Here is a 24,407-nt window from a genome sequence, read left to right on the forward strand (position 1 = left end):
GGCGCCCCGTCCCGGCAGCGGTACCCGGGCCGGGCCTGCCTGCCCCCTCTTCTCTCCTGCCGCGCCAGTTTCCCTTTGACGGCAGCTGCCAAATCCATGACCGCACCGGTGGGACAGAAGAAACGGCACCAGAGCCGGTTGAAAAACAGAGACAGGAAGAGCACCAGCCCCATCAGCAGCCACTGTCCCCCCTGGGCACGGCCGCTGAAGAAAGCGGTAAAGGGTTCATAGCCGGCGACGCTGGGATTCACGCAAAGAAAGGCCACCACCAATGCCAGCCAGGTCAGGATCAAGCGAAGGCGCCTGGCGTTGGCCAGGTAGCGGCGGGGCACCTGGTACCGCCAGAGACACAAAGCTTTGTGAATGCCTTCCTGCACCGCCCCAAAGGGGCAAAGCCAGGCGCAATAAAAATTCCTGCCGCTTACCAGGATCAACAGCAAGGTGCCCACCACCAGCAAATACCAAAAGGGCCATTCGGCAAAGGAAGGCACATTCCCGCTCATGAGGGAAGCAATATTGCCTAAATTGATGGAGGCCCCCAGCTTAAACCCCAGGTAAAACACGGAAAAAGCCATGACCGGGCCCCTAAGCTTGGTTAAATTAAATCTCACGCCGCCCAAAACCACAGCGAATAAAGCCAGCAGCAGGAACTCCTGGGCGCCCCACTCCACCGGTTCCCGCTCCACCGGGTCCAACCCGAACTCTGCCATACCTACTTGTCGCACTGCTTTCCGCACGGCGGCGGCGATTCCTTTGGCCGAAACGGTGGCCCCGCTCACCCCATCCAAATCCCGGCCCGGCAGCAAGGGATCGGCAAAGGATTTCCCCCGGAAGCCGGCCAGGAAATCCTGTTCCATGACCATCTCCAGGTACAGGGGCGTTTCCCGGTGCCGGATAATCTCCGTCCCGATCACGGTTCCCGCCGCATCAATCCCCACCAGTACCGCCAGCGGACCGCCGTAACCGGAAGCTTCCGCCAGCACCGCGTAGCCCACCAGCTCTTGCCGCCCGTCATAGACGCGATAAGCGGGATATTTGCCGCCGGCGGTTTGGTAGGAGGTAGCAGCCGGAAACATGCCTTGCAGCATATCCAGCGTGTTTTGCCGGCTGCCCATCCCCTGGTAGACCATTGTTGCCAGCAAAAGGCCAATAGCGGCCCAGGTGAACAACCTGGTTCTCCTGCTTTCCATGGACGAGAATCTCCTGGATAAATGCCCTTAGTAATCTTGGTAGGACCGGTAGACTTTAGCCACATCGTGCCCTAATAGATGCTTCCAAACATCCGACAGCAGTTCCGCCTCCGTCGGTTCATGACGGCACCAATAACATAAATCTTCCTGGCCGGGTAACATGTACTGGCCGCAGCGCCGGCACTGCACCACAGCTTTTTCGAGAATAACCTGCGCGGCAAAGGGTGAAGCATTGGGCCGGCGGTCCCTGGTAATGGCCTTGGTAGGACAGAAGAGGGAGCAGATGCGGCAGTCTAAACAATGACCGGGAGTAAAAACGTGCCTGGCTTTGCCTGCCTCGTACCTGATTTGCAGGGCCTGGGTAGGGCAATTAGCGCTGCATAATCCACAATTCATACAGTTGTCATCCTTCACGATGGAAGGCCAGTAGGCCGGAGTCCCGCCTTCCCGGAACCGGGAGTTATAGCTCTGTTCTAACCTTTGCTGCCAGCTGGGCAAGCAGTTCCCCATCCCGGCCTTGGGGGCACGCCGGTGCTGGCAGGGAACACTTTTTTCCCACACCTGCTGGGCCACTTCTTTACCCTGCTTAAACAAGAACAAGAATAAATCTCTCCGGGAAGTTACTTGCAAACCGGCGGCGGCTGCCTTCAGTTTTTTTCTTTTTTGGACGGTTTCCGCCTGGTAAATATAAGAGAATTCACAAGTATGACCGCAAGCGGCAATCCACTCCATGGCCGTCTCGACGGCCAGCTTCATGCGCGGCAGGGATTTTCTCATGGGGCACTGGTGGCACTTCTCCAGCCGCAGCTCCACCGCTGTCAGCAAACCGATCTCATACCAGCCCCCTTTGGAAATGCTGCTCAAGCAGGTGGGAACCTGCACCGCACCTGTCGCCCGGTCCCCTTCCCTGCGGAAGGGAGTATCGTTGTACCCGCAGAAGAACTGGGTTACCCTCGCCGACTGCTTTTTGATCTCTTCGATAATGGTCTCTTCATGCCACTGGTCACTGCGAAAAACTTCCGTAGGGCAATCGGCAAAGCACAGACCGCAACCAAGACATCGTTCCTGATCCATGCCTATCCGGTGCTCTTCTACTTTGAGGGCATCGCCCGGGCAGTGGGAAACGCAGTGATTACAGCCCACGTCATGATGCAGGTAGTTCAAACACCGGGTCTCGTCCAGCTTGATAAACAGGCCGCCGGTAAACAGCACGGGGTGTCACCTCCCTTAAAAGTTAGGACACTCACAGCATTTGGCTTAAACCGCTTTTCGCTACTTTGCCTACTCCTTGATAAAACGGTACTTGAGCGTGAGTTTCCAGCAAGTCAAAAAAGGCGGGGCACCAATTGCCTAAATGCCGGTCTACAAAGGCCTTGATATGCTCTTCCAGCTGGGCCGCCTGCTCTTCATTTCCCTCTTGTAATGCTTGTCCTTTGTTCCTGTACAGGTACATCATGAACTCCAGTTCAGCCACTAAATGATCCGCCGGCTCCCGGGACTTGTTGATTAATCCCGCCTCCCGGTAACACCGCTCCACGTCCGCCGTGACCGGGTTGAGGAAAACATCCTTTAACTCGACCCCGCCCTTTTGCTTGCTGAGAAAAACGGATTCGTAAATATCAATCACCGGCTGTTCCGGGTGGTTAAACAGTCTCGTGTACTCCCGGCGCAGGGCGGTTAACAAGATATTAGCATCACCCGCTTTTTCTCTTAATGGCTCGAAAGCAGCTTTTACTGCCTGCAGGTCTTGTTCCCGGCAAGCAAGTTCTGCCAGGATATTTAACCCGTCCGCCAGGTAGCTGCCGTCCAGGATAGCCCTGACCAGTTCCCCACTGGGCCACTGCAAAGAAACGGAGAGCAGTTGATAGAAATCCGAGGCGGCAAAAGCTGCCAGCGCCGCTTGGTCTAACCCTTTTGGTTGTTTTTCCGCCAATCCGTTAACCTCCCATACCGTAATGTACTCTTCTGCCAGAAAGGGCCTAACAACAGGTGAAATACTTTCCTTTCACCTGTTGTTAGGAAACCCTGTTGCTATCCCACCAAATTCAACTTCCGCAATCCCAAGGCGAAGAGCAGGCATCCCAGGGAGACAATCCCGAGGGATAAGCCGATTTCTACCAGGGACGGGATGTAGGGACCGGTGATTTGGTCCATCAAGGCTAAACCGGGATAGGAAAGCACCGGGTTAAACAGCTCCGCCTGCAGGAGATTGGCCTTCACCAGGCAGATGCCCACAAAGGCCACCAGGGCACCGGTGACAAGCCCGGTCCTGTTCTCCTTGGCCCCTTGACTGCCCAGGATGGCCATGGCCCCAATCAGAACAATGATCTCCAGCCAGAAGGCCGGGGCTCCTTTCCCGGCAACCAGCCATTTCATGGCCTCATACTCAGGCCCGGCCCCGGGGTACAGGCCGGTGAAAACCTCGCCTGCCACGATGATCAATTCAACCAGCAGCAGGGCCGCCGCCAGCTTGCCCATCCGCCCCAGCAAGGCTGCCGGCATGTTCAAGAAACCCCTCTTTTGCAGGATGGCGGCTAGAATCACCAGCACCGCCAGGGCGGCGATCAAAGCTGCCACCAGAAATGAGACGGGTTGTACCGGGTTATGCCACAACGGCCTGGCCGGCTGGAAGCCAAAGACAAAGGAAGTAGCCGTAACCAGGATACCTGCCACGAAAGCCAGCACCGCGATCGCTTTGATCTCCTGCTCTGGCTTTTTACCTTCCCTGACCAGGATTAACTGCCTGGTAAAGATGACTGACACCACCATGTAGAACAGCAGGATGACGGAATCCCAAAACATGGGCGAGGCAAAATTGCCGCTGGTGATGAAAAACCAGATCCTTTCCGGATTGCCGATATCCACAATGATGAACAAGGATGCGGCCACAATGCTGGCTACAGCCGCAAGATAGGCGGCAATCCTGGTAAAAGGCTTGAATTCCCCTAGGTTGAACAAGTACGGCAGGGATCCGAAAAACAAGCTGCCCGCCGCCACCCCGGTGAAAACCATGAAACCGACGATGTACAGGCCCCACATGTTTTTATCATTCAAGTTGGTCAACTGCAGCCCCCGGCTCAACTGCAAGCCCCAGCACACTAATCCTAACAGGGCTACCAAAGCGAAGAGCACCAGCCAGGCATTTGCCGGCTTGGGCTGCCCCGGAGCAGTTTGAGTGATCCTTTCAGCTTCCATCATCGCCATACCTCCTTAGACCAAGTAAAAGATGGCAGGCTTAGTGCCTTTATCCTGCAACAACTTGAAATGGTTGCGACCTTGAAGTGCTTTATTCACATCGCTGTTAGGATCATCCAGGTCGCCGAAAAACCGCGCGCGATTCGGGCAAACATCGATGCAGGCCGGTTTTTCTCCCCGGGCCAGGCGGTGGATGCAGAAGGTACACTTGCTCACCGTGTTGAACTGGTGCGGCGTCACACCGGATCCTCCCATGGCCACCTCAATGGCATACTCCGGTTCTTTCCAGTTAAACTGGCGTACACCGCTGTAAGGGCAAGCCACCATGCAATAACGGCAGCCCACGCATTTATCGTAATCCTGGACCACAATGCCGTCCTCTTCCCGCTTGTAAGTGGCCCCTACCGGGCAGGCTTTGACGCAGGCCGGGTTTTCACAATGCTGGCAGTTCACCGGCAGGAACTGCATGCTGAGATTAGGAAATCTCCCCCTGGGCGTATCCATGGTTTCCCCACCGACGGTCAGCACCCGGTTCCACCAGATTTCATTGGGCAAATTATTCTCCACTTTACAGGCGACACAACATGCTTGGCAGCCTGTACAAAGGTCTATATCTATCGCCATGGCGTACCGCATCAGTTATACCCCCTATCTCTTCCGGACATCCACCAGGCAATCAAAGTATGCAAAATTGACTGCCATGGGGTCCGAAGTAGTGTTAGTCAGCTCTTGGAAACACCCTTCGATAAACTGCTCCCGCTGCCAACCTTTCGGAATGACAATAACACCTTTGGGGATGGCATCGTTAACTTCCGCCTTGAGCACCGCCCGGCCCCGGTCATTGAACACTTCCACGATATCCCCGGTTTTAATCCCCCTGGCCTCGGCATCGGCACGGCTGATCTTGGCCAGGGGCTCCGGGTCCAGCTCTTTCAGCATGGGGGTGTTAAACCATTGGGTATGGGAACGGAACCGGGAGTGTTCCTGGATGAACACCAGGGGATATTTCTGGTACAAGGGATGGTCTTTCCATGCTTCCGCCGGGGGTTTGAAATACGGCAGCCTTTCTTTTTCCACCACTCCGGTGAGATCCTGCCCGTAGTTGACTCTCGGCTGGGGATTTTCACAGTAAAGCTGTGCTCTACCCGTCGGCGTCAAGAAATACAGCTCCCCGCGGATATAGGGTTTTTCCGCACTGCCCTCCCCGCGGATGACTTTTTCTTTTTTCAGGCGGTCGTAGGTAATATTCATCTGCCGCAGCACATCGGCATCCAGCAGCATCTCGATCCAGTCTTCATCGGTGTAATGCTCGGGGAAAAACTCCGCCAAGCCCATCTCCCGCCCGATCATGGCCATAATCTCCGCGTCGGGCTTGCTTTCGTAAAGGGGCTCGATGGCTTTCTCCTGGATGAGAATATAGGGATTGTTGTAGGACACCCTTAGGTCGTTTACTTCAAACCAGAAAGCCGCCGGCAGGACGATATCGGCGTACCGGGCCGTATCGGTAAACTCCGTATCGATGACCACGAAAAACTCAATATTGGGCAGGATGTCCGTAAACCAGACGTTCTGCTGGGCCCAGTTGCTCATGGAGTTGGAGCACATGGTCAAGATGGCTTTGACCGGGAAAGGCTGGCCCATAAACTCTTGCTCCTTCACCACTTGGTGGAAGTAGAGCTGGGGCAGATCGCCAAAAGCCATCTGGCCGTTGGTCACGTAGACATTGGCGTAGTTAATGGGGATATACTGCACGTACAAGCCGGTAAAACCCGCTCCGGGCTTGGCGATCTGGCCGGTAACGCAAGCCATGATAAAGGCGGCGAAGGACCAGAGGTGCCCGTTTTGGTAATGGTCGATGCCGTAGTTGGTGTAAATGGTGGTGGGCCCGTCCACGTAGGTCCTGGCCAGGTACTCTATTTTTTCCACCGGTATTTTGGTTAGTTCACTGGCTTTTTCCAAGGTGTACTGGGCCACGTGTTTCTTGAGGAGAGTAAAGACCGTGTCCACTTCCACGCCGTTCACCCGGAAAGTCCCCTCAATGGCTACATCCGCAGGCCCCTGCTTCAGGAGCACCGGCTGCCCGGCCGCGCTGTCCCAAACATAATAATCGTCTTCTTCCGCCGGGATCCCCGGTTCAAAATCGCTCCGGCGCAGGACCTTGCCGTTGTCCCGCCGCACCAGGAAAGGAGCAGTCGTTCTCATCTTCACAAATTCCAGATCAATTAACCCGTTGCTGACGATATAATTGAGCATAGCCAGTACCAGCATCAAATCCGTGCCGGGCACGATGGGAATGAATTCATCGGACTTGTTGGCCGTGGCGGAATAAATGGGGTCGATGGTGATCACTTTCGCACCTTTTTTCTGGGCTTTTCTCAAGATCCGCCAGTTTTGCGGCTGGGAATTAACCGGGTTGGAACCCCAAACAATGATATTCTTGGCATCCAGCATGGTCCGGGGCTCATTACCCCACAGCCAAACGCCGCCGCCGATGACCCGGTCGGAACCGTAACCGGTGGCCTGGTCATAACACACATTCAACTTGGTGCAGCCGATGGAATTGGCCAACCTGTTTACCACACCTTGGATCCCATGAACTAGGCCGTAATTACCGGAACCCGTATCCAGCACCAGGGACCTGGGCCCGTACTTGGCCTGTATCTCCTTAAACTTTCTTGCGATTTCCGTGATGGCTTCATCCCAGGAGATTCTCTCCCATTTGTTTTCTCCCCGCTCCCCCACCCGGCGCATGGGATACTTGATCCGGGTAGGGCTGTATGTTCTTTGGACCAGTGATAATCCTTTCAGGCAATCTCCGGTATAAATTTCATCCAGGTAAGGCGCCGGCGTTGTCTTGACCAGCTTGCCGTCCCTCACATGGGCATACAGCCGGCAGCACTGGAAGCAGTTGGAGCGGCATACGCTGGAGAAAAGCTGTTCTTCGCTTTCCTTGACCGGATTGTCATTAAGGGCCAGCATTTTCATGCTGCTTTCCCAGGGCTCCGCGGAGGCGATCACCCCGGCGGCAATGGTAGCCGTGGCTGAGGCTTTCACAAAGGTCCTGCGGGACATTTTGAAACGATCTTTGTTCTCCTCGTTGTTGGCCATTTCCCGTACCTCCTCCTTCAAGCAAGACTTTTTCACCGGCCGGTCTAGACGAGTCAGAATGCACTTGAGCTCACTATGATCATATTAGTTGGCCCCGTCCCTTTGCCATAACATTCGATATTACTTTGAGCATCAAAAGATATGCCTGCTTGTATCATTTGATACAAATTAGCGCAAAGCTACGTTATATAATAAACACACATGTACTTTTCGGCACAATTTCGGGTCCGGGGCATGCCCAGCAGTTTTTTCCTCCGCCAGCCCATAGCCAATCCAACCGCGTAGTGATAACATGGAATCAGCTAAAGCCCCGTGGGATGACCGGGCACAGAGGTGAGTTTAGTGAAAAACTGCCACAACCAGAACCCCTTTTGCCGTTCACTGGATGCCGGCACCAGGGAACAGCTCTGCGAGCATGCCACCATTGTCAGCCAGGAACCAAAGCAAGTGCAGTTGAACCATGGTGCCCAGCAATTGGAGATCGTGGCGAAAGGCGTCCTAGTTACCTTCACCATCCTGGAAGACGGGTCCCAGAAATCCATTGAACTGGTACGGGAAGGGGATATTTTGGGCACTCATTTGCTGTCCAAAAACATTGATTATCCAGACTATTACACCATGGCCCTCACCACGGTGCAAAAGTGTATTTTCCCGCTGAAAGTCATTAGACAATTGTTTGACGACAATAAGCAGTTTGCCCAGGTGCTGCTGCAGAACATTTCCAAGCGCCATGCCAAGAACAGCATTTTTTGGATGACCATGTATGCCAAGAGCAGTGAGGAAAAAGTGAGATATATTTATGAACTGCTGCAGCATGAGCAGGTGGACATGACCCGCATCACCCAGGAGGACCTGGCCCTCCTGGCCGGGGTGAGCCGCATCTCTGTAGCCCGGGCCATGAAAATCATTGGCAAACAGGCATAAGAAAAGCTGGGACTTCACCCAGCTTATTCTATGATCGATATTTCGTCTCCCGGCTTTACCCAGCCCGGGGTAATGACCTTGGCGAAAATCCCTTCCCGGGGCATGACGCAGTCGCCGGTGGTCCGCTTGATGGCACAGCCGGTATGGCATTCCTTCCCGATCTGGGTCACTTCCATCACCGTCTCACCAATCGCCAGCCTGGTGCCGATGGGCAAGTCGTAAAGAATAATTCCTTCCGTGGTGATATTCTCGGCGAAACTCCCGAACGCTAGACCGGTAAGACCCATCGCCTTCACTTTTTCATAACTCTCAATGCCTAGCAGGCTCACCTGCCGGTGCCAGTCCCCGGCATGGGCATCTCCTTGGAGGCCGTGATCCACGGCAAAATAACCTTTTTCCACCTGCTTTTTCGGTACTCCCTTTTTCTCGCTGATATTGACGGCAAGTACTTTGCCCAATTTATTCTCCCCCTTTGGCTGGTTTAAAACCGTACTTGGCAAAAATCTCTCCCGCTTTTGGACCGTTCAAATATGCAAGGAAAGCTTGGGCCCCTTCCGGGTTGGGCGCCGCTTTGACAATGGCCGCCGGGTAAACCACCGGCTCATAGAGCTCCGCCGGCAGAACTTCCACTATTCTCACCTTAGCTGAACCCACCGCATCGGACAGGTACACAAAACCGGCATCCGCATTGCCTGTTTCCACATAGGTAAGGATCTGCTTCACGTCTTTAGCCGAGACCATCTTATCCTGGAGGGCGTCCCAGAGCCGGAGGTTTTGCAATGCTTCCTTGGCATACTGCCCGGCCGGGACCGTTTCCGGCACTCCTACCGCCACGGTGGCAACAACCTCCTTGGTTAAATCCGCCACCCCGGTGACGGTGTCATTGTCCTTGCCGGTAATGAGGGCCAGTTCGTTCCGCAGCAGGTCCTGCCTGGTATCCGGTAAGATCAATCCTTGCCGTTCCAGTTCATCCATCTGCTTTTGGGCTGCGGAGAGAAAAAGATCCACGGGCGCGCCTTGCTCAATCTGCCGCTGCAAGGTGCCGGAGGAACCAAAGTTGAAGATGAGCCTCACCCCCGGGTTTTCCTGCCGGTAAACCTGCTCGATTTCCTGCAGGGCTTCCTGCAGGCTGGCGGCGGCGGACACCAGCAATTCCCTCTCTTGCGAATTACTTTCCGGCACCGCCTGCTGGGGCGACTTGCCGCAACCGGCAGCCACCACCGGCAGGAATGCGAACAGTAAAACCGCTAACCACAGGCCGGCTGATTTCCGTGTCTTTATCTCCATGCTGTATCTCCCTTTTCCCAGGTTCCTGGATCTTTACAAGCATTACCGGCTAGGCCCGCAAGACTTCATGGGTGCCAAGAAACTTGGCAACGATTAAGTCCGCCACTCGGGGGTAATCCTCGAAGGAAAAGACAGGCGCCGGCGCCGTCAGATCCGGGATGTCGGTCACCACCGCCACCAGGTATTCCGGGGGAGAAATGATCTCCCGGCCCTTTTCCGCCCGGACGATCTCGATTCTCGGCTTCATGGCCATTTTATACCCCTCCACCAGGATCAAGTCCACATCCTGCATCAGCCCGGCCACTTCGTCTAAATCCTTTTTCGTTTTGGTCTCCTGTATGAAAGCAAACTTACGGGGCCCCACAATCGCCGTGGCTACGGCTCCGGCCTGGGTAAAGCGCCAGCTGTCTTTGCCCGGTTTATCGATCTCGAAACCGTGGGCATCGCTTTTCACCGCCCCCACTTTATAGCCCCGCCGCACCAATTCGGCAATTAGTTTTTCCATGAAGGTGGTCTTACCCGTCCCGGAACGGGCAGACACAATTGAGACTAGCGGTACCTGTTTCATCCATCTGCCTCCAATTGTAGCGTCATTGCATCAGGAAAAGATATTCCGGCCTTAACTGGACCAACCAGGGAAAAGGCCTGGTCTTGATCCGGTCGTATTCTTCCCTGGTGAGGGATAATTGCAACGGCTGGCAACCCGGGGCTTCCGCCCCCCTTTCCTTAAACCGCAGGAAAAGGCTCACATTGAAGGGAGTCTCCATCACCCGTTCCACCCAGCAAGGAAAGGTGTTGGGCAGGTGCGGGTCATCCACCAGCCGCAGGTGGTGTTCCCTGATGCCGATGTGACCGTATGCCCCTCCTGCCCCATCCCCCGCCGGCCGGACTTCCACTTCCAAACCCCAGTCCAGGGCGGCGACGCGCCGGGCAGCTATGGGTTTAGCCCTGGATATGTTTTTGCAGCCGGTGAGCCTGGCTCCCTCCACCGTGGGAGGATGATTAAAGACCGCATCGCGGGAGCCATAGGCCACCATTCGTCCCTGGTGGATGATCATGATCCGGTCACTGACCCGGTAGCACTCCCGCAAGTTATGGGTCACAAACACCACCGGCCCCGGGAATTGCCGCAAGGTGGCCGCCAGTTCTTCCTCCAGGCGCTGCCGGATATGATTATCCAGGGCGGAAAAGGGCTCATCCAACAAAAGGCAATCCGGCTCCGTCACCAGGGTTCTGGCCAAGGCGGTCCTTTGCTGTTCCCCACCGGAAATCTGGTGGGGATAGGAATGGGCCAGTTCACCAATCCCCAGCCTGGCCATGATCTCTTCCACCCGCTTTTCCCGCTCTTTTTTCGGCAGGCGGCGCAAACCGAAAGCAATATTATCTTTCACCGTCAAATTGGGAAAAAGGGCGTAGTTTTGAAACAACAACCCGACCCGCCTTTGTTGAATGGGAACATTGATTCCCTGCTGGGAATCGAACAGGGTTTTCCCGTTTAAGACAATGGTGCCTTCATCGGGGGTGACCAGCCCGGCAATGCATTTTAACGTCATGCTTTTACCGGCGCCGGAAGCCCCCAAGACCCCCAGGGTCTCCCGGTCGATCTCAAACTCCTGTTTTAAAGTGAAATCTTTTAGTTTCTTGGTGATCTTCACCCTTAACTGCATCGGCAACACCTATCGCCATGGTTTCAGTCAACCTTAAAACGATACTGCTTCCTGGTCCAGTAATTCATCCCCAGGATGGCGCTAATGGAAATAACCAGCACAATGGCGACCCAGAAATAGGCCGCCTCCATGCGGCCGCTCTCCACCGCCAGGAAAATGGCCAGGGGAATCGTTTGGGTTTTGCCCGGGATATTACCCGCTAACATGATAGTGGCGCCGAATTCCCCCAAAGCCCTGGCAAAAGAAAGGATGATACCGGCACCGATACTGGGCAGGGAAACCGGCAGCACCACCCGGAAGAAAGTATACCAGTCGGGCACGCCCAGCACCCTGGCGGCATCGATGATCTCCGGCTGGATCTGCTCGAAGGCGGCCCGGGTGGTCCGGTACATGAGGGGCAGCGCCACTACCGTGGCCGTAATCACCGTGGCCGGCCAGGAAAACACAATCGTCATTCCCAATTGGTGCAAGAACCGGCCGATGACCCCGTTTTTCCCGAAGATCAGGAGCAAAATGAAGCCCAGCACCGTGGGCGGAAGCACCATGGGCAGGATCACGAGCAGGTCAATCAATGCTTTGCATCGCTCAAGGGCCTTACTGCCTGCCCGGCTGAAGACCATCCAGCTAGCCAGCGCCACACCCACCAGGATCGTAATCAAAGTGGCGGTGGTAGCTGTTCTCAAAGATATCCATAACGGGGATAAATCAAGCTCCATATAGCCCTCCCTGCAACGGTCTACGACCTGTGCCGGTGAAATTGCCCGGCACACTCTCCCGTCACCCCTTGGAGTATTTCCACCCCATGGGCTAAGGCCGGCAGGATTACGGCCAGGCACTCTTTCACCGCTTTCGGGCTGCCGGGAAGATTGACAATGACGGTCTTGCCCCTGATGCCGGCGGCAGCCCTGGACAGCATGGCCATGGGCGTGATTTTCAAGCTTTCCCAGCGCATGGCTTCCGCAATACCCGGCGCCTGCCGCTCGATGACGGCCAGGGTGGCTTCCGGGGTCACATCTCTCGGGGAAAACCCGGTGCCGCCGGTGGTAAAAATCACATCCACGCCTAATTCATCGGCATATTCAATGAGTTTGGCCTCGATCACTTTTTGTTCATCGGGAATGATGGTTGTGGCTGTCACCTGCCAGCCCTTTTCCTCCACCAATGCTTTAATGGCCGGGCCGGCTTTATCTTCCCGCTGCCCCTGGGATCCCTTGTCGCTGACGGTGATAATCCCAACCGTAATCATCTGTTCACACTCCTTAATAACCTCTATTCCTGCCGGGCAGGCAGCGCCCGGCGCACGTAATCGCCGCTCTTGCCCCCGGATTTTTTCACCAGGTAAATATCACCGATGATCATGTCTTTTTCCACGGCCTTGCACATGTCATAAATGGTCAGGGCCGCCACGGATACCGCCGTCAAAGCCTCCATCTCCACCCCGGTCTGGCCGGAGTTCTTCACGGTGGCTTCAATTTCGATTTTGCTTTCCTCTTCGTTGATATGGAAAGAAATATCCACGGCGGAAAGCATTAGAGGATGACACATGGGGATGATATCCGGGGTTCGCTTGGCACCCATAATCCCAGCTACCTGGGCCACGGCCAATACGTCCCCTTTGGCCATCTTTCCCTCTTTCACCAGGGCCAGGGTGGCAGGTTTCATCCGCACTTCCCCCCGGGCCACCGCCACCCGGGCCGTGACCTCTTTGCCGCTGACATCCACCATCCTGGCTCGGCCTTCCTCGTTGAAATGAGTGAATTCCGCCATCTCCATCACCCGCCGATTTCATTCATATTTCTATGGGTCAAGCTCCCGTTGGTAGCGCTGAGATAATGCCGGTGCGGTTTCCCCCTAATCCCTTCCGCCAGCAAACCCGGCAGTTCCTCAGGAGGGACGTTCTTGAGGTTGATTTCCTGGCTGGAATGAAGGCAGGACTTCAGTTTCCCGTCCGGGGTCACCCGCAGCCGGTTGCAGTATTGACAAAAATGATTGCTCAAGGGGCTGATCAAACCCACCTGCCCTTTCCCATGGGGAAGTTGATACAGCCTGGCCACCGTCCCGTGGCCTTTCACCGCCAGCGGGATCAATTGCGGCACACGCCGCAGTACCTCTTCCGTGGGCAGGAAAGCGCTCCGCTCCCAATGGCCGGCTTCTCCTAAGGGCATCAGTTCGATAAACCTGACCTGGATCTCTTCCCGGAGGGTCAGGTTGACAAAGTCCTCGATCTCGTCATCATTGAGCCCCCCGACCAGCACCACATTGACCTTAATCGGTGTCAGCCCCACCGCCCGGGCGGCTTCCATACCTGCCAGGACATCCGCCAGATGGCCGCGCCGGGTGATGCGGTGGTATTTGTCCGGATCCAGAGTATCCAGACTGATATTGACCCGCTTTAAACCCGCTTCTTTTAACGGGGCTGCACAGTCTTTGAGCAAGATCCCGTTGGTGGTCATGCTCAAATCCTCAATCCCGTCAATCCGGGCCAGGCGGTCCACCAGCTCCACAATACCTTTCCGGACCAGTGGTTCGCCGCCGGTAATCCGGACCTTATCCACGCCCATTTGGGCGGCGGCCCGGACGATGTTTTCTATTTCTTCAAAAGTGAGCAGCTCACGGCGCTCCTTTTTCGTCACGCCGCCGGCAGGCATGCAGTAAATGCAGCGTAAATTGCACAGGTCGGTGACGGAAACCCGCAGATAATTAATCTTTCGGCCGTATTGGTCTAACATGGTTTTCACCTGCCAAAGTAGCAAATTGGATAGCGGCAAACCTCACAGTTCCGGCACAGACCACCTTCGCCGAGTTTGATCACATCTTCCCTGGTTATCCTGTCCCCGGCAAAAACCCGCGGGAGGAAAACGTCCAGGACCGTGGTTTTGTGATAAATGGCGGCTCCCGGCACTCCCATGAAAGCTGTCTTGCCTTTGTAGGCCAGCATAAACATGTTGCCCGGCTGGGCCGGCGTCCCGTAAGTGACCACTTCCGCACCGCTTCGCTTAATGGCCCCGGGTGTCAAGTCATCCGGGTCCACGGACATGCCGCCGGTCATGATAATTAAATCCGCGTCCCGGCTTAAGTAGGAATTCACGGCTTGATCCAGCATCTCTACGTCATCGGGACAATAGATCCGGCCTAAGAGCTCCGTTTCGTAGCCCGCCAGCTTTTCCTGCAGCACGGGCCAGAACTTATCCTGGATCCGGCCCTTGTAGACCTCGTTGCCGGTAATGATGATCCCCACTTTCAACTTCCGGTAAGGCTTGACATGAAACACCGGACCTTGACTGCGGCACAGCTCTTCCACCCGCTCGATCTTTTCTTCTTTGATCATCAGGGGAATCACGCGCCCCGCTGCCACCCGTTCACCCGCTTGCACCGGGAAATGATTGGGCAAGCAAGGCACGGTCACCTCCTCGATGGAATTGATCTGAAGGAGCAGCGGGCTGTTGACCTTGAAGAGCCCTTTCAGGGTGGATTTAATCGTCGTTTTTCCTTCCCTGGGACCTTCATATGTGAGATTTTCCCCCATCACCGCCCGGGCAATCCGCACCGCCGCGTCATCTTCATGGATTTCGCCGGCCCCTTCTTCCATGACATACACATGTTCTTTACCCAAATTCAGCAGCTCCTGCACATCCTCCGACCGGATCACATGCCCCCTGGGAAACCTGACACCTTTGAATTCCCCTGGGACGACCTTGGAAATATCATGGCAGAGAGCCAGCCCGATGGCATCCTGTACTTTGACTTTTTTCATCGTCCATCCCCCTACTTGAGAAGATAAGCTTTCAGCTCGGTCCCGGCAGGCACCGGGCCGCTGCCCGCCGGAATTTCAGCCAGTACGTCACAACCGATCATGGAGCGCAGGTTACTGTTGCGCTGGTTACCGGTGGACCCCATATAGATACGGCCTTGCTCGTAGACCAGTTTGCCTCTGATAAACCTCCTGCTGGGGCTTGCCTTGCCAAAACCATCTTTCAAGATCACCTGAACCTCCGGCAGCAGGTAATCGGCCCGGCCCAGCAATTTCCGGATAAAAGGTATCCCTAAGAGTTGGAAAACCACCATGGCCGAAGCCGGATTGCCCGATAAGGACAGGATCACCTTGCCGTTCTTCACGGCAGCGAGAGTGGGCGCACCCGGTTTCATATCGATCTGCCAGTACAAGATCTCGGCCCCGATGGAGATCAATGCCTCTTGGACCAGGTCATAATCCCCTACCGATACCCCTCCGGTGGTAATCACCAGGTGGGCTTGCTCCAAACCGGCTTCAATGGCGGCACCGATGTCCGCCACCCGATCCCTGGGCGTTTTTAACACTTTAGGAGCCCCGCCCAGAGCCGCACAATAGGCTGCCAGGGCATGGCTGTTGCTGTTCCGGATTTTGCCGGGGCGCAGGGGCTCATCCACCTCTAAAAGCTCATCTCCGGTGCTAATAATGGCGATCTCCGGCCGTTGATAAACCCGGACTTTTACCATCCCCAGCGCCGCTACCAGCCCCACTAAAGGCGGGTCCACCACCTGCCCTTGGTAAGCAATCACTTCACCTGCAGTCACATCTTCCCCGGCAGGAATGATATTAGTACCGGGCCGGTAACTGCCGTAAACCGCTACTTGATTGCCCTGCCGGGTGGTCGCTTCAAACTTCTCTACCACATCCGCCCCTTCCGGCACCGGCGCGCCGGTCAAGATCTTCACCGCCTGGCCTGCCTGCAGCTTGGCTTGCGGTGCGTATCCCGCCGGCACTTCTTCAATCACCTCAAGGAAAACCGGCTGCTCCGGTGTGGCCTGCACCGTATCCGCCGCCCGGAAGGCGTAACCGTCATAAGGTGAACGGGAAAAAGGAGGAACATTCTCTTGAGCGACCAGGTTTTCACTGAGAACCCGTCCCAGCGCATCATGAAAATATACTTCCTCCGTTCCCGGTGGTGCGCCATGGGCCAAAAGCAGTTGTTGGGCTTCCTCCAGGGAAACGTTTCGCTTCATAAGCCAACTCCCCCCATAAAAAAATTCTTGTTCCCCGTTTGGAAACAAGAATTCGTAAACAAAAGAAGATAATTCTCCTTTCCAATCCGGGAGGCACCGCCGTTTCCAGCCGTACCCTGTGAGCTTATCGCTCAGGCTTATGATTCCTAGAAAACCCCGTAGAACCATAAGCTCGGAGAACACGAAAGCATGTTATTCTATTAACTTATTCTTAACCCCATTATACAACAAGGCCGGAAGGCACTCAAGTTACAAAACAATTACATCAAAGGTATAATTGTGATTTAGAACGGAGCAGGGTTTCCCGGGGCAGCGGCATCACGGAAGGAATAGACGTATCTTACTTCCACGAGTTTTTTCCCCATGATCTCACAAACCCCCGCGTTCCGTGCAAACCCGAACCTATTCCTCCGGCCTCTGGAGGACAAACTAAGCAAATTTCCTATCGTAGAGCAGGGCGGCAATGGCCACCACCAGTACGGAACCGGCGTTATGGACCAGGGCCCCGGTGGTGGGCGTCAACCAGCCCTGCAGGGACAGGTAAATAGCCGCAAAGTTGATGACCAGGGACAGGGAAATGCCGAACTTGATGGTCTTCACCGTCTCATTGGAGAGCCGCTTCAGGTACGGGATCTTGGTGAGGTCATCGCTCATCAAGGCGATGTCCGCCGCCTCCACGGCAATATCGCTGCCCATGGCGCCCATGGCCACCCCAACGGAAGCCGTTTTCAGGGCGGGGGCATCGTTCACCCCATCCCCAATCATGCAGACGGATTTACCCTCCTGCCGGAGCTGCTCAATCACCTGCACTTTCTCCTCCGGCAGCAGCTCCGCCCGCACGGCCGTGATCCCCACTTGCCTGGCAAAGTAATCCGCCGTGCGGCGGTTATCACCGGTCAGGAGCACCGTCCGGATATGCATCCGGCCCAGCCGGGCCACCATGTCCCGGGCAGCGGGGCGCAGCATGTCGGAAAGGCCGATGACACCGGCGCAAACCCCGTCCAGGCCCACCAACACCACCGCTTTCCCCTGATTCCGCAGGGTATCCAGCGTCTCAAGCACTGGCGGTACCAGGCTGTGCCCGTTCTCTTCTAAATACTTTTCCTGACCGCAGAACACGCGGCGACCGCTGACCTGGGCAAAAATACCTTTTCCGGCTTCCATCCGGAACTCCTCGATATCCGGCAGAGCCAGGTTCTTTTCCTTCGCCCGGGCCACGATGGCTTTCCCAAGGGGGTGTTCGCTTCTGGATTCCGCGGCCGCGGCCAGGGCCAGCAGGTCATCTTGGCCCAGGGCCGGGAAAAAGGAAATAATATCGCTCACCTGCAGGACCCCAAAGGTCAGGGTACCCGTCTTATCAAAAGCGATGGTATCCACCTGTCCCATCTTCTCCAGGGCTTCCCCGGATTTAATGATGACCCCGTGTTTCGTGGCCTGTCCAATGGCCGCCACAATCGCCGTCGGGGTAGCCAGCACCAGGGCGCAGGGGCAGAACACCACCAGGATCGTTACCCCGCGGACGATGTCCTGGGTAACCAAATACGTTACCACCGCCAAGAGCAGCGCCGCCGGCACCAGCCAGGCCGCCCACCGGTCCACAATCCGCTGGATGGGGGCCTGCTTGTCCTCGGCTTCCTTCACCAGGCGGATCAATTTCTGCAGGGAGCTGTCCTCCCCCACGCTGGTAGCTTCTATGTCAATGGCGCCAAAGCGGTTGATGGTGCCGCAAAAGACGGTATCCCCAACCCCCTTATCCACCGGCAGGGATTCCCCGGTCATAATGGCCTGGTCCACCGAGGTGCTGCCCCGGATGATGCGCCCGTCCACGGGAATGGCTTCCCCGGGCAGCACCCGCAAGATGTCCCCTACCCGGATTTCTTCCGTGTTGATCATCTCTTCGATACCTTTGCTGATGCGGCGCCCCTGTCGCGGGGTCAGGCTGATCAGCCCCTTCAGACCTTTCTTGGAACGCTCCACCGTTTTTTCTTCCAGGATACCGCCGATGGCCATAATAAAGGCAATTTCCCCGGCGGCAAAAACGTCCCCGATGGCGATGCAAGCAATCATGGCCAGGGATACCAGCAGTTCGGAAGTGATTTTGCTGATCCCTTCACTGTGGATGATATTCCAAACGGCCATATAAGCCATGGGCGTACCGCTGGTGATCACCGCCACCCAAGCCGGGTCCAGGGGTACTTCCATCTTCATGACAATGAGAACAAGGCTGGCCAAAAGAAAAATGCCGCTCACTATGGTCGCCGGTACCCCTGTTAATAACTCACGCAATTTCTGCAATCCCTTCAAACCCTCCCCGCTGCTTTGCCAATCGATGAATAGCAAAATCTTACATGCCATAGGACAGGATGTTCGCTATTATTATATGGATATTTATTCATATGTTCAATAGACAACCCCGGTTCCTTGGTCAATTACGGAGTATGTTAGCCGTTTCATGCGGGGAGATGATCGTGAGCTGCCGGCAATAAAAACAAAGGAGGCGATTCTTGAGGCATTCAACAGGCATCCACCTCAAATCCCCTCCGGCACGTAAGACGAAGATACTGCCACCCCACCCCGGTACGGCAGTCACCATGTCATCGTTATTCATCCTTTAACAAAAACTTCACGACCTCTTTATCCGGGATCACCAAAGGCCGGAGCCCTTTGTCTTCCCTCATGACATTTAATTCCTCTGTTATAGGAAAAACAAAACCATATTCCCGCAATCGCTCATATCCGGCCTGAATTCTTGGGGGAACAGCTTCGTCTTCACGCTGCAGTTTGGTTTTCCGGTCCCAAAGGTCAATATGTTGAGGACACTCTAAATGACAAAGCCAGCAATTGGAACACTGCCAAACATCAGCCTCATCCGGACCTCTTACCGGAAAAACTGCGAAAGAGCTGTAACCTAATTTGGTTAATGGACAGACCCTAAGACATTTGCCGCATCTACGACACTGCTCCGTCAATTAGCAGCACACTCCTCGCCCTCTCGAGCATGACCTCCAGAGGGGATAACCCCATGGCTATACCTACCAGTTGAGTAATAAAATACCCAGCTATCACGGGTTTATAATATTGGGACTGCAGGCGGGCCAGCAAAAGATGGCAGTTGCCACAAGCCGTAACCATTAATTCTGCCCGGGCTTCTTCCATGGCTTTTATCCTTTGTGCTCCCATTTGGAAGGCAACCTCCTGGTGGGAGAGCTGTAGCGTAGAACCGCAGCATGCATATTCTCCCGCGTAGTGAACGATTTGAAGGCCAAGTACATCTGCCAGTTCTGCCATGGACCGGGGCCGGCGGGCATCATCAAAATCCAAAATGTAGTCCGGTCGAAACACCTGGCAGGGATAAACCAGCGCCGCCCGCTTGGACAGCTTTCTGACCACTTGCGCTGCCACTTGTTTTTTATTTTCCGCTAATACTTGTAAAACATGTTTTACCTCAACCCTGTTTTCAAAGGTTAGACCAAGTTGATTCAATTTTTGATTAATAACCCTTAATAACTGCCTGTCTTGCCGGCACATATGAATAAGGCGCCGGAAGACATTAGTGCAACCACCGCACAGGGTAATTAAACCGGCTCCTTGACGCTCCGCCAGGCTTAAATTGTAAGCTGCCATCAGCTTCCAATTTTCCGTCCTGCTTTCCACAAAGCCGCCGCAACAGATTTGTCCATCCAAGCTACAGGTTTCGATGCCTAACCTGGCCAGAACCTTTTGAGCCGACAGCTCATATTCAGGGAAACGATATAAATTTAAGCAGCCGGGAAAAAGATAGTACATCCCGCTACCTTCTTTCCATCCGGTTTACGGCCAGGATAAACTACAACAAAGCTCGCTGAACCAGGTGTCAAGGCCAAGTTGTTGGGCCTTTTCCACAATTGTGTCCGTAGGGTAGGCGACACCGTTTACTCCGGCCATCAGGGCCGCTTCCTGGTAGAGATCTTTGGCAGGTCGTGGAGGCACGGCGCATCCGAACATGAGGGGAATCGTAGGATTAGCAACTCTGGCTGCCGCCACCAACTTCCCCACGGCTTCCGGAAACGGGGGAACCACTCCCGCCATTTCCGTCCCCGGTAAAGGATTAAGGACCACGATAACCACTGCTTCCGGCCGACAGGAAGTAACGGCGGCCAGTGCATCCAGTTCCCCTTCCCAGTTGCCGAAATAAAGCCCCGCCACAATATGAGGCACCACCGGTAGACCAACCTCCCGGAGAACATATAAAGACCGCCGGTAATCCTCAGGTGTTTTCGCCAAATGATACACTTCCCGGATAGTGCGTTCATCCCCTATGACATCCAACAGTACTTGATCCACCCCGGCTTTTTTTAGACCTGCGGCTGTCTCCGGATCAATGAGGCCGGAGTGGACGATCACCTTCAATCCTATTTGTTTTAAATATTCGATCCCAGACAAAAAGTCTTTCAGGGGAACCCTTCCATGGGAATCAGCACCCCCGCTGATGAGCACACCCTTCGTACCCACTTCCAGCAACCGCTGCCCCAAACTAATCAAATCCAGCTCGCTTTCCACCGGCAGCATGGACTTCAGCAGGTGGCTGTTGCAATGGGCACACTTCAAAGCACAAGCTGTACCGGTAACGCTGATCTGGACAAAAGCGTCCTCTCTATTGGTATAGTATCGTCCTTCATATCGCTTCGGACCGGGTACGGCGAAAACAACTTTTGGCTCATGGTGGCTCCGCCTCACGGTCCAAGCCTGCCTTTGAAGTTCCGGCCACGATTGTTGATACAGCTCCTCCAATTCCCTCATAAAGACAACACCGCCCGGCAGGATATTAATACTGGTAAAGCTGTTCCCTGATTTGCACTAGATCCTCTGCTTCCGGAGGAAATGGAAAATTGCGGATAGCTTGAGAAGGACGTTCATTACCGTAGGGGCGGTTGCAGGCTACCTGACCGTCTTTCCCCGGACAGCCGGAAGTCATAAACGCCGTACCTTCCATAACAATTTGTTCCAGTTCGTCCTTTGGTACACCAAAATCAACCAATTGGCCGTGCTCATTAAAACTCATCTGGCCCTTGCTGATCCCACAATGATTAATCAAATAGCGAGCTAATTGGATGCGCCGGTATTGCCCGATGGGGGGAAGATCCCTTTCCTCCAAATAACTGCCTTCTTCGGGAAAGAAACTGAACAAATGGATTAGAGCTCCCAGGTCTTGAGCCCGTTGGATGGCCTCCACCATATCCAATTCCGTTTCGCCCAAACCGACAATCAAATGAACGCCTGCCTTACCTTTACCAAAAACCTGGCAGGCTTCCTCCACCATCTGCCAATATCGATCCCAGACATGGGGCCCGCCGATCCCGCTGCCCCTATAAGCCTGAAAAAGCTCTGGAGTGGCACAATCAATTGCCACGCCACACCTGTCCGCTCCTGCTTCCCGCATTAAATTCAGCATTCCCGGCTTCATCAGTGTAGGAGCTATCAAGACGGATATTAAAAGGGAGGTCTCCTTTTTAAACCTTTTCACCGTAGTAAGAGCATCCTGAAAAGCGTTCGGATGGGTTATCATGCCCACACATACTCTTTCCAAATCATGGTCTTCCCGGTTAACCGCAGCAATTATCTCGTCCGTTCGGTAACGAGGCCAGGCAACCCTGATGAAGGTCTTTTCCCTCGTAGGCTTCCGCCCTCGCGCCATACCACAGTATCCACAACGGGCGATACATCCACTTGCATAAGTAGTAAGGAGATTCAACCCTTTCAAGCGGGCATCGCGGTAAAACAGCCCCGGACGAAAACCTAGGGTAATTGCCGCCGCGAGACTGGTTTGCATATACTCCGGGCTGTCAAAATCCATGCCGGCCGGAGAGAGATTTCTTGCATCACATTGACCCACAGTTTATCCTCCTATCCGCTTGTTATTTGAATACTCAGGAAAAGCAATCCATGTTTCGCGAATCAATTGACAAAACTGTTCCTGATCCTCGGTCCAGTTTTCCAGAAGATACCGGCGATTCATGGAAGCTTTGCTTAACATGGGCAATAGCATTTCCTGCCATTCCTGCTCATAACCATCCAACAGGCTAAGATCATTGTTTTTCACGGCTAAGGCGGCCCATGCGCCGGCCAGTTTTCCGCTGACCACAGCTGCCATAATCCCGGCCCCGGTAATAGGATGCGTCAGCCCTGCGGCATCGCCGCAGAGAAGGTATTTCTGTCCCCACGTCTTCTTCACAGGCCCCCCTACCGGGATTAATCCCCCTGTGCGACGTACCACATATCTCATGTCAATCCCCAGGAAAGCCAAAAACTCATTTAACAGCGTGGCAGGCCGGTTGGTGCAACCGATACCTATATTGGCAGTACGGCCTTTGGGAAAAACCCAACCATAGCCGTACTGCCATTGGGGGTGGAAATAAACTTGCAGCCTGTCCGTCATCTTATCCTTGGGTAACACTACTTCATATTGAGCCCCAATAAGGAAATTTTCATTAGAACTACCTATCAAGCGGCCTACGACAGACCGGGGACCGTCAGCTCCGATAACCACTCCAGCATTTATTTCTATTTTTTCCCCTTCAGCCTCCACCAGAACCCCTTCGCGAGAGATAGATATAACCCTGGCTCCCATCCATACCTCTGCTCCGGCTTTACGGGCAGCCATAATCAGGTCTTTGTCGAATACAGACCGCTCCAGTACAAAACCCTTGGAAGTCATAGACTTAACCTGGCCGTCAGGCAAATAGGTATCAAGAAAAGATACGCTCAGGGCAACCTGGTCAGGGACCAGGTCCACCTCATTGATTATGTGAAAGGGCACAAATTCAGCACATTGAACCGGTTGCCCCATTACTTTCTTTTTATCCAGCAGGAGTACACCGGCACCGGTCTCCGCCGCTGTTTTCGCCGCGCTGCTCCCAGCAGGACCGGCACCTATGACCAAAATATCGTAGGTTTTTTGAACTCTCATAGTCTCTATTCAATCCTTTGCTTCACGTGCCGCCGTAACTGCTTCCATCACTGCCAGGCTGAAATCATCAGCGGTAAGCCCTGGTATCTGAGCATTACCACCGGAAAAACACTGCCTCACCACATCCCGAATAACCGCTGCTTCCGCCCGGCAATCCTTCAAAGCAGCCTCCAAATCCATGATGATCCGGCCGGGATAGGCAAAAAAGTCGCCGGTGATAAGCGCGGACTTGATCCGGTTACCGGGTACATCGACCACTAAGGAAGTCCTGATTAAGCCCCCCTCACCTTTGTAAATAGCACTTACGGATTTGCGCTGGCTTTCTTTTTTATGAACCCGGTCAATCCAATCCCGGGATGCAAAATATGGTAACCGCTCCGACAGCATTTTCTCTTCCTGCTCGGTTAAACCACTCTCTTCAAACTTCACTCCCAGCACTTCGGCAAAGCCTTTAGCGATGGCATCCTTAACGGCTTCACCGGCGGGAACATACCCCAGAAGCTCTCTCAAACAGACTACCCTTTCTCTTATGGAGCTCACTTCTTTCCCTACCAGCTTTTTCACGGGTATGTTCAACGCATTGAGCATGGTATCCACGTTAAAATCTACCAATACCGTACCTTGGAAAAGGAAAGCATGTTCCAGTTCCGTTCCCCCGGTGCCTGAAATCTTGCGACCGTCCACTTCTATATCATTCCGGGGACGAAACCGGGCTTTGACACCCAAATACCCCAATCCCTTGATTACTCCCTGGCATAGATAGGAATATAGTTCCTCAACAGGGCCATGAAACAGGGGATCGTTTTTCAGCGCAATAATTTCCCATCCAAGGGTGGTTTCATCGAAATATATCGCTCCGCCGCCGGTAATGCGACGGTTGATGTCAATTTGATGTTGACGACAGTAGTCAACATGAATTTCTTTATCAACTTCCTGAAAAAAGCCTACTAATGCACAATGAGGACGAAATTGCAAGAAGCGCAAGGTATTGGGAATTAAACCCTGACTGCAGGCAGTTAGAACAACTTCGTCAAGTGTCATATTCTCCGCTGCCGTTTTATGTCCGAGATCCAGCTTTCGCCAAGTAGGTTTCATCCAACATAACTC

The 24,407-nt window shown here is 54.4% G+C and carries 23 protein-coding genes and 1 riboswitch; of the genes, 1 reads left to right on the forward strand and 22 read right to left on the reverse strand.

Annotation, left to right across the window (positions count from 1 at the left end; translation table 11 throughout):
• From GXX34_06570 to GXX34_06595, 6 genes are all read right to left on the reverse strand, one after another.
• Positions 1-1,190, reverse strand: a 1,190-nt coding sequence (locus GXX34_06570; protein HHW07176.1) for a 4Fe-4S binding protein, incomplete at its 3' end; no start/stop codon positions are given.
• Positions 1,191-1,217: 27 nt separating this feature from the next.
• Positions 1,218-2,402, reverse strand: a complete 1,185-nt coding sequence (locus GXX34_06575) for a 4Fe-4S binding protein (GenBank protein ID HHW07177.1) — start codon at positions 2,400-2,402, stop codon at positions 1,218-1,220.
• Between the two features lie 31 nt (positions 2,403-2,433).
• Positions 2,434-3,123: a molecular chaperone TorD family protein gene (locus GXX34_06580; GenBank protein HHW07178.1), complete on the reverse strand. Its 690-nt coding sequence runs from the start codon at positions 3,121-3,123 to the stop codon at positions 2,434-2,436.
• A 98-nt stretch (positions 3,124-3,221) separates the two neighbouring features.
• A complete protein-coding gene (gene nrfD / locus GXX34_06585; GenBank protein ID HHW07179.1) occupies positions 3,222-4,385 on the reverse strand; it encodes a polysulfide reductase NrfD in 1,164 nt (387 codons plus the stop codon).
• Positions 4,386-4,400: 15 nt separating this feature from the next.
• On the reverse strand, positions 4,401-5,021 hold the full coding sequence (locus GXX34_06590) for a 4Fe-4S dicluster domain-containing protein (protein HHW07180.1): 621 nt from the start codon (positions 5,019-5,021) through the stop codon (positions 4,401-4,403).
• A gap of 12 nt (positions 5,022-5,033) precedes the next feature.
• A complete protein-coding gene (locus tag GXX34_06595) occupies positions 5,034-7,493 on the reverse strand; it encodes a molybdopterin-dependent oxidoreductase (protein ID HHW07181.1) in 2,460 nt (819 codons plus the stop codon).
• Positions 7,494-7,835: 342 nt separating this feature from the next.
• Here GXX34_06595 and GXX34_06600 point away from each other — a divergent pair, with 342 nt between their 5' ends.
• The gene (locus GXX34_06600) at positions 7,836-8,417 is read left to right on the forward strand and encodes a Crp/Fnr family transcriptional regulator (protein HHW07182.1); all 582 of its coding nucleotides are present in this window, start codon (positions 7,836-7,838) and stop codon (positions 8,415-8,417) included.
• Positions 8,418-8,440: 23 nt separating this feature from the next.
• Here GXX34_06600 and GXX34_06605 read toward each other — a convergent pair whose 3' ends face one another.
• The 16 genes from GXX34_06605 to GXX34_06680 all read right to left on the reverse strand — a co-directional run bounded on the left by GXX34_06605 (position 8,441) and on the right by GXX34_06680 (position 24,395).
• Positions 8,441-8,875 (reverse strand): MOSC domain-containing protein, encoded by a 435-nt coding sequence (locus tag GXX34_06605; GenBank protein HHW07183.1) that lies wholly within the window; start codon positions 8,873-8,875, stop codon positions 8,441-8,443.
• Position 8,876: 1 nt separating this feature from the next.
• Positions 8,877-9,704 (reverse strand): molybdate ABC transporter substrate-binding protein, encoded by an 828-nt coding sequence (gene modA / locus GXX34_06610; protein ID HHW07184.1) that lies wholly within the window; start codon positions 9,702-9,704, stop codon positions 8,877-8,879.
• A gap of 49 nt (positions 9,705-9,753) precedes the next feature.
• Positions 9,754-10,272 carry a molybdopterin-guanine dinucleotide biosynthesis protein B gene (mobB, locus tag GXX34_06615; protein ID HHW07185.1) on the reverse strand — a complete coding sequence of 173 codons (519 nt, stop codon included), beginning with the start codon at positions 10,270-10,272 and terminating at the stop codon, positions 9,754-9,756.
• A 22-nt stretch (positions 10,273-10,294) separates the two neighbouring features.
• A complete protein-coding gene (locus GXX34_06620; protein ID HHW07186.1) occupies positions 10,295-11,371 on the reverse strand; it encodes a sulfate/molybdate ABC transporter ATP-binding protein in 1,077 nt (358 codons plus the stop codon).
• Between the two features lie 23 nt (positions 11,372-11,394).
• Positions 11,395-12,087 carry a molybdate ABC transporter permease subunit gene (modB, locus tag GXX34_06625; GenBank protein HHW07187.1) on the reverse strand — a complete coding sequence of 231 codons (693 nt, stop codon included), beginning with the start codon at positions 12,085-12,087 and terminating at the stop codon, positions 11,395-11,397.
• 20 nt (positions 12,088-12,107) lie between these two features.
• Positions 12,108-12,617, reverse strand: coding sequence for a molybdopterin adenylyltransferase (gene mog / locus GXX34_06630; GenBank protein ID HHW07188.1), 510 nt, complete (start codon positions 12,615-12,617; stop codon positions 12,108-12,110).
• Between the two features lie 23 nt (positions 12,618-12,640).
• The gene (gene moaC / locus GXX34_06635) at positions 12,641-13,138 is read right to left on the reverse strand and encodes a cyclic pyranopterin monophosphate synthase MoaC (GenBank protein ID HHW07189.1); all 498 of its coding nucleotides are present in this window, start codon (positions 13,136-13,138) and stop codon (positions 12,641-12,643) included.
• A 5-nt stretch (positions 13,139-13,143) separates the two neighbouring features.
• Positions 13,144-14,100 carry a GTP 3',8-cyclase MoaA gene (gene moaA / locus GXX34_06640; protein HHW07190.1) on the reverse strand — a complete coding sequence of 319 codons (957 nt, stop codon included), beginning with the start codon at positions 14,098-14,100 and terminating at the stop codon, positions 13,144-13,146.
• Between the two features lie 5 nt (positions 14,101-14,105).
• Positions 14,106-15,125, reverse strand: a complete 1,020-nt coding sequence (locus tag GXX34_06645; GenBank protein ID HHW07191.1) for a molybdopterin-binding protein — start codon at positions 15,123-15,125, stop codon at positions 14,106-14,108.
• Positions 15,126-15,136: 11 nt separating this feature from the next.
• Positions 15,137-16,354 carry a molybdopterin molybdotransferase MoeA gene (locus GXX34_06650; protein HHW07192.1) on the reverse strand — a complete coding sequence of 406 codons (1,218 nt, stop codon included), beginning with the start codon at positions 16,352-16,354 and terminating at the stop codon, positions 15,137-15,139.
• A 58-nt stretch (positions 16,355-16,412) separates the two neighbouring features.
• Positions 16,413-16,544: riboswitch (molybdenum cofactor riboswitch) on the reverse strand.
• 239 nt (positions 16,545-16,783) lie between these two features.
• Positions 16,784-18,709, reverse strand: coding sequence for a cation-translocating P-type ATPase (locus GXX34_06655; protein HHW07193.1), 1,926 nt, complete (start codon positions 18,707-18,709; stop codon positions 16,784-16,786).
• Between the two features lie 594 nt (positions 18,710-19,303).
• Entirely contained in the window at positions 19,304-20,140 is an 837-nt protein-coding gene (locus GXX34_06660) for a hypothetical protein (protein ID HHW07194.1), read from the reverse strand.
• Between the two features lie 24 nt (positions 20,141-20,164).
• A complete protein-coding gene (locus GXX34_06665) occupies positions 20,165-21,133 on the reverse strand; it encodes a radical SAM protein (protein HHW07195.1) in 969 nt (322 codons plus the stop codon).
• Between the two features lie 25 nt (positions 21,134-21,158).
• Positions 21,159-22,187, reverse strand: coding sequence for a radical SAM protein (locus GXX34_06670; protein HHW07196.1), 1,029 nt, complete (start codon positions 22,185-22,187; stop codon positions 21,159-21,161).
• 42 nt (positions 22,188-22,229) lie between these two features.
• The gene (locus GXX34_06675; GenBank protein HHW07197.1) at positions 22,230-23,300 is read right to left on the reverse strand and encodes an NAD(P)/FAD-dependent oxidoreductase; all 1,071 of its coding nucleotides are present in this window, start codon (positions 23,298-23,300) and stop codon (positions 22,230-22,232) included.
• 9 nt (positions 23,301-23,309) lie between these two features.
• On the reverse strand, positions 23,310-24,395 hold the full coding sequence (locus GXX34_06680) for a lipoate--protein ligase family protein (protein ID HHW07198.1): 1,086 nt from the start codon (positions 24,393-24,395) through the stop codon (positions 23,310-23,312).
• Positions 24,396-24,407 lie beyond the last annotated feature (12 nt).

This window comes from Clostridia bacterium (genome assembly GCA_012840125.1).
Lineage (GTDB): Bacteria > Bacillota > DULZ01 > DULZ01 > DULZ01 > DULZ01.

Coding starts and splice junctions, on each gene's coding strand:
- nrfD (HHW07179.1), bottom strand. CDS start 4,385: ATGGAAGCTGAAAGGATCACTCAAACTGCTCCGGGGCAGCCCAAGCCG.
- GXX34_06590 (HHW07180.1), bottom strand. CDS start 5,021: ATGCGGTACGCCATGGCGATAGATATAGACCTTTGTACAGGCTGCCAA.
- GXX34_06595 (HHW07181.1), bottom strand. CDS start 7,493: ATGGCCAACAACGAGGAGAACAAAGATCGTTTCAAAATGTCCCGCAGG.
- modA (HHW07184.1), bottom strand. CDS start 9,704: ATGGAGATAAAGACACGGAAATCAGCCGGCCTGTGGTTAGCGGTTTTA.
- mobB (HHW07185.1), bottom strand. CDS start 10,272: ATGAAACAGGTACCGCTAGTCTCAATTGTGTCTGCCCGTTCCGGGACG.
- GXX34_06620 (HHW07186.1), bottom strand. CDS start 11,371: ATGCAGTTAAGGGTGAAGATCACCAAGAAACTAAAAGATTTCACTTTA.
- modB (HHW07187.1), bottom strand. CDS start 12,087: ATGGAGCTTGATTTATCCCCGTTATGGATATCTTTGAGAACAGCTACC.
- mog (HHW07188.1), bottom strand. CDS start 12,617: ATGATTACGGTTGGGATTATCACCGTCAGCGACAAGGGATCCCAGGGG.
- moaC (HHW07189.1), bottom strand. CDS start 13,138: ATGGCGGAATTCACTCATTTCAACGAGGAAGGCCGAGCCAGGATGGTG.
- moaA (HHW07190.1), bottom strand. CDS start 14,100: ATGTTAGACCAATACGGCCGAAAGATTAATTATCTGCGGGTTTCCGTC.
- GXX34_06645 (HHW07191.1), bottom strand. CDS start 15,125: ATGAAAAAAGTCAAAGTACAGGATGCCATCGGGCTGGCTCTCTGCCAT.
- GXX34_06650 (HHW07192.1), bottom strand. CDS start 16,354: ATGAAGCGAAACGTTTCCCTGGAGGAAGCCCAACAACTGCTTTTGGCC.
- GXX34_06655 (HHW07193.1), bottom strand. CDS start 18,709: ATGGCATGTAAGATTTTGCTATTCATCGATTGGCAAAGCAGCGGGGAG.
- GXX34_06660 (HHW07194.1), bottom strand. CDS start 20,140: ATGTACTATCTTTTTCCCGGCTGCTTAAATTTATATCGTTTCCCTGAA.
- GXX34_06665 (HHW07195.1), bottom strand. CDS start 21,133: ATGAGGGAATTGGAGGAGCTGTATCAACAATCGTGGCCGGAACTTCAA.
- GXX34_06670 (HHW07196.1), bottom strand. CDS start 22,187: ATGGATTTTGACAGCCCGGAGTATATGCAAACCAGTCTCGCGGCGGCA.
- GXX34_06675 (HHW07197.1), bottom strand. CDS start 23,300: ATGAGAGTTCAAAAAACCTACGATATTTTGGTCATAGGTGCCGGTCCT.
- GXX34_06680 (HHW07198.1), bottom strand. CDS start 24,395: ATGAAACCTACTTGGCGAAAGCTGGATCTCGGACATAAAACGGCAGCG.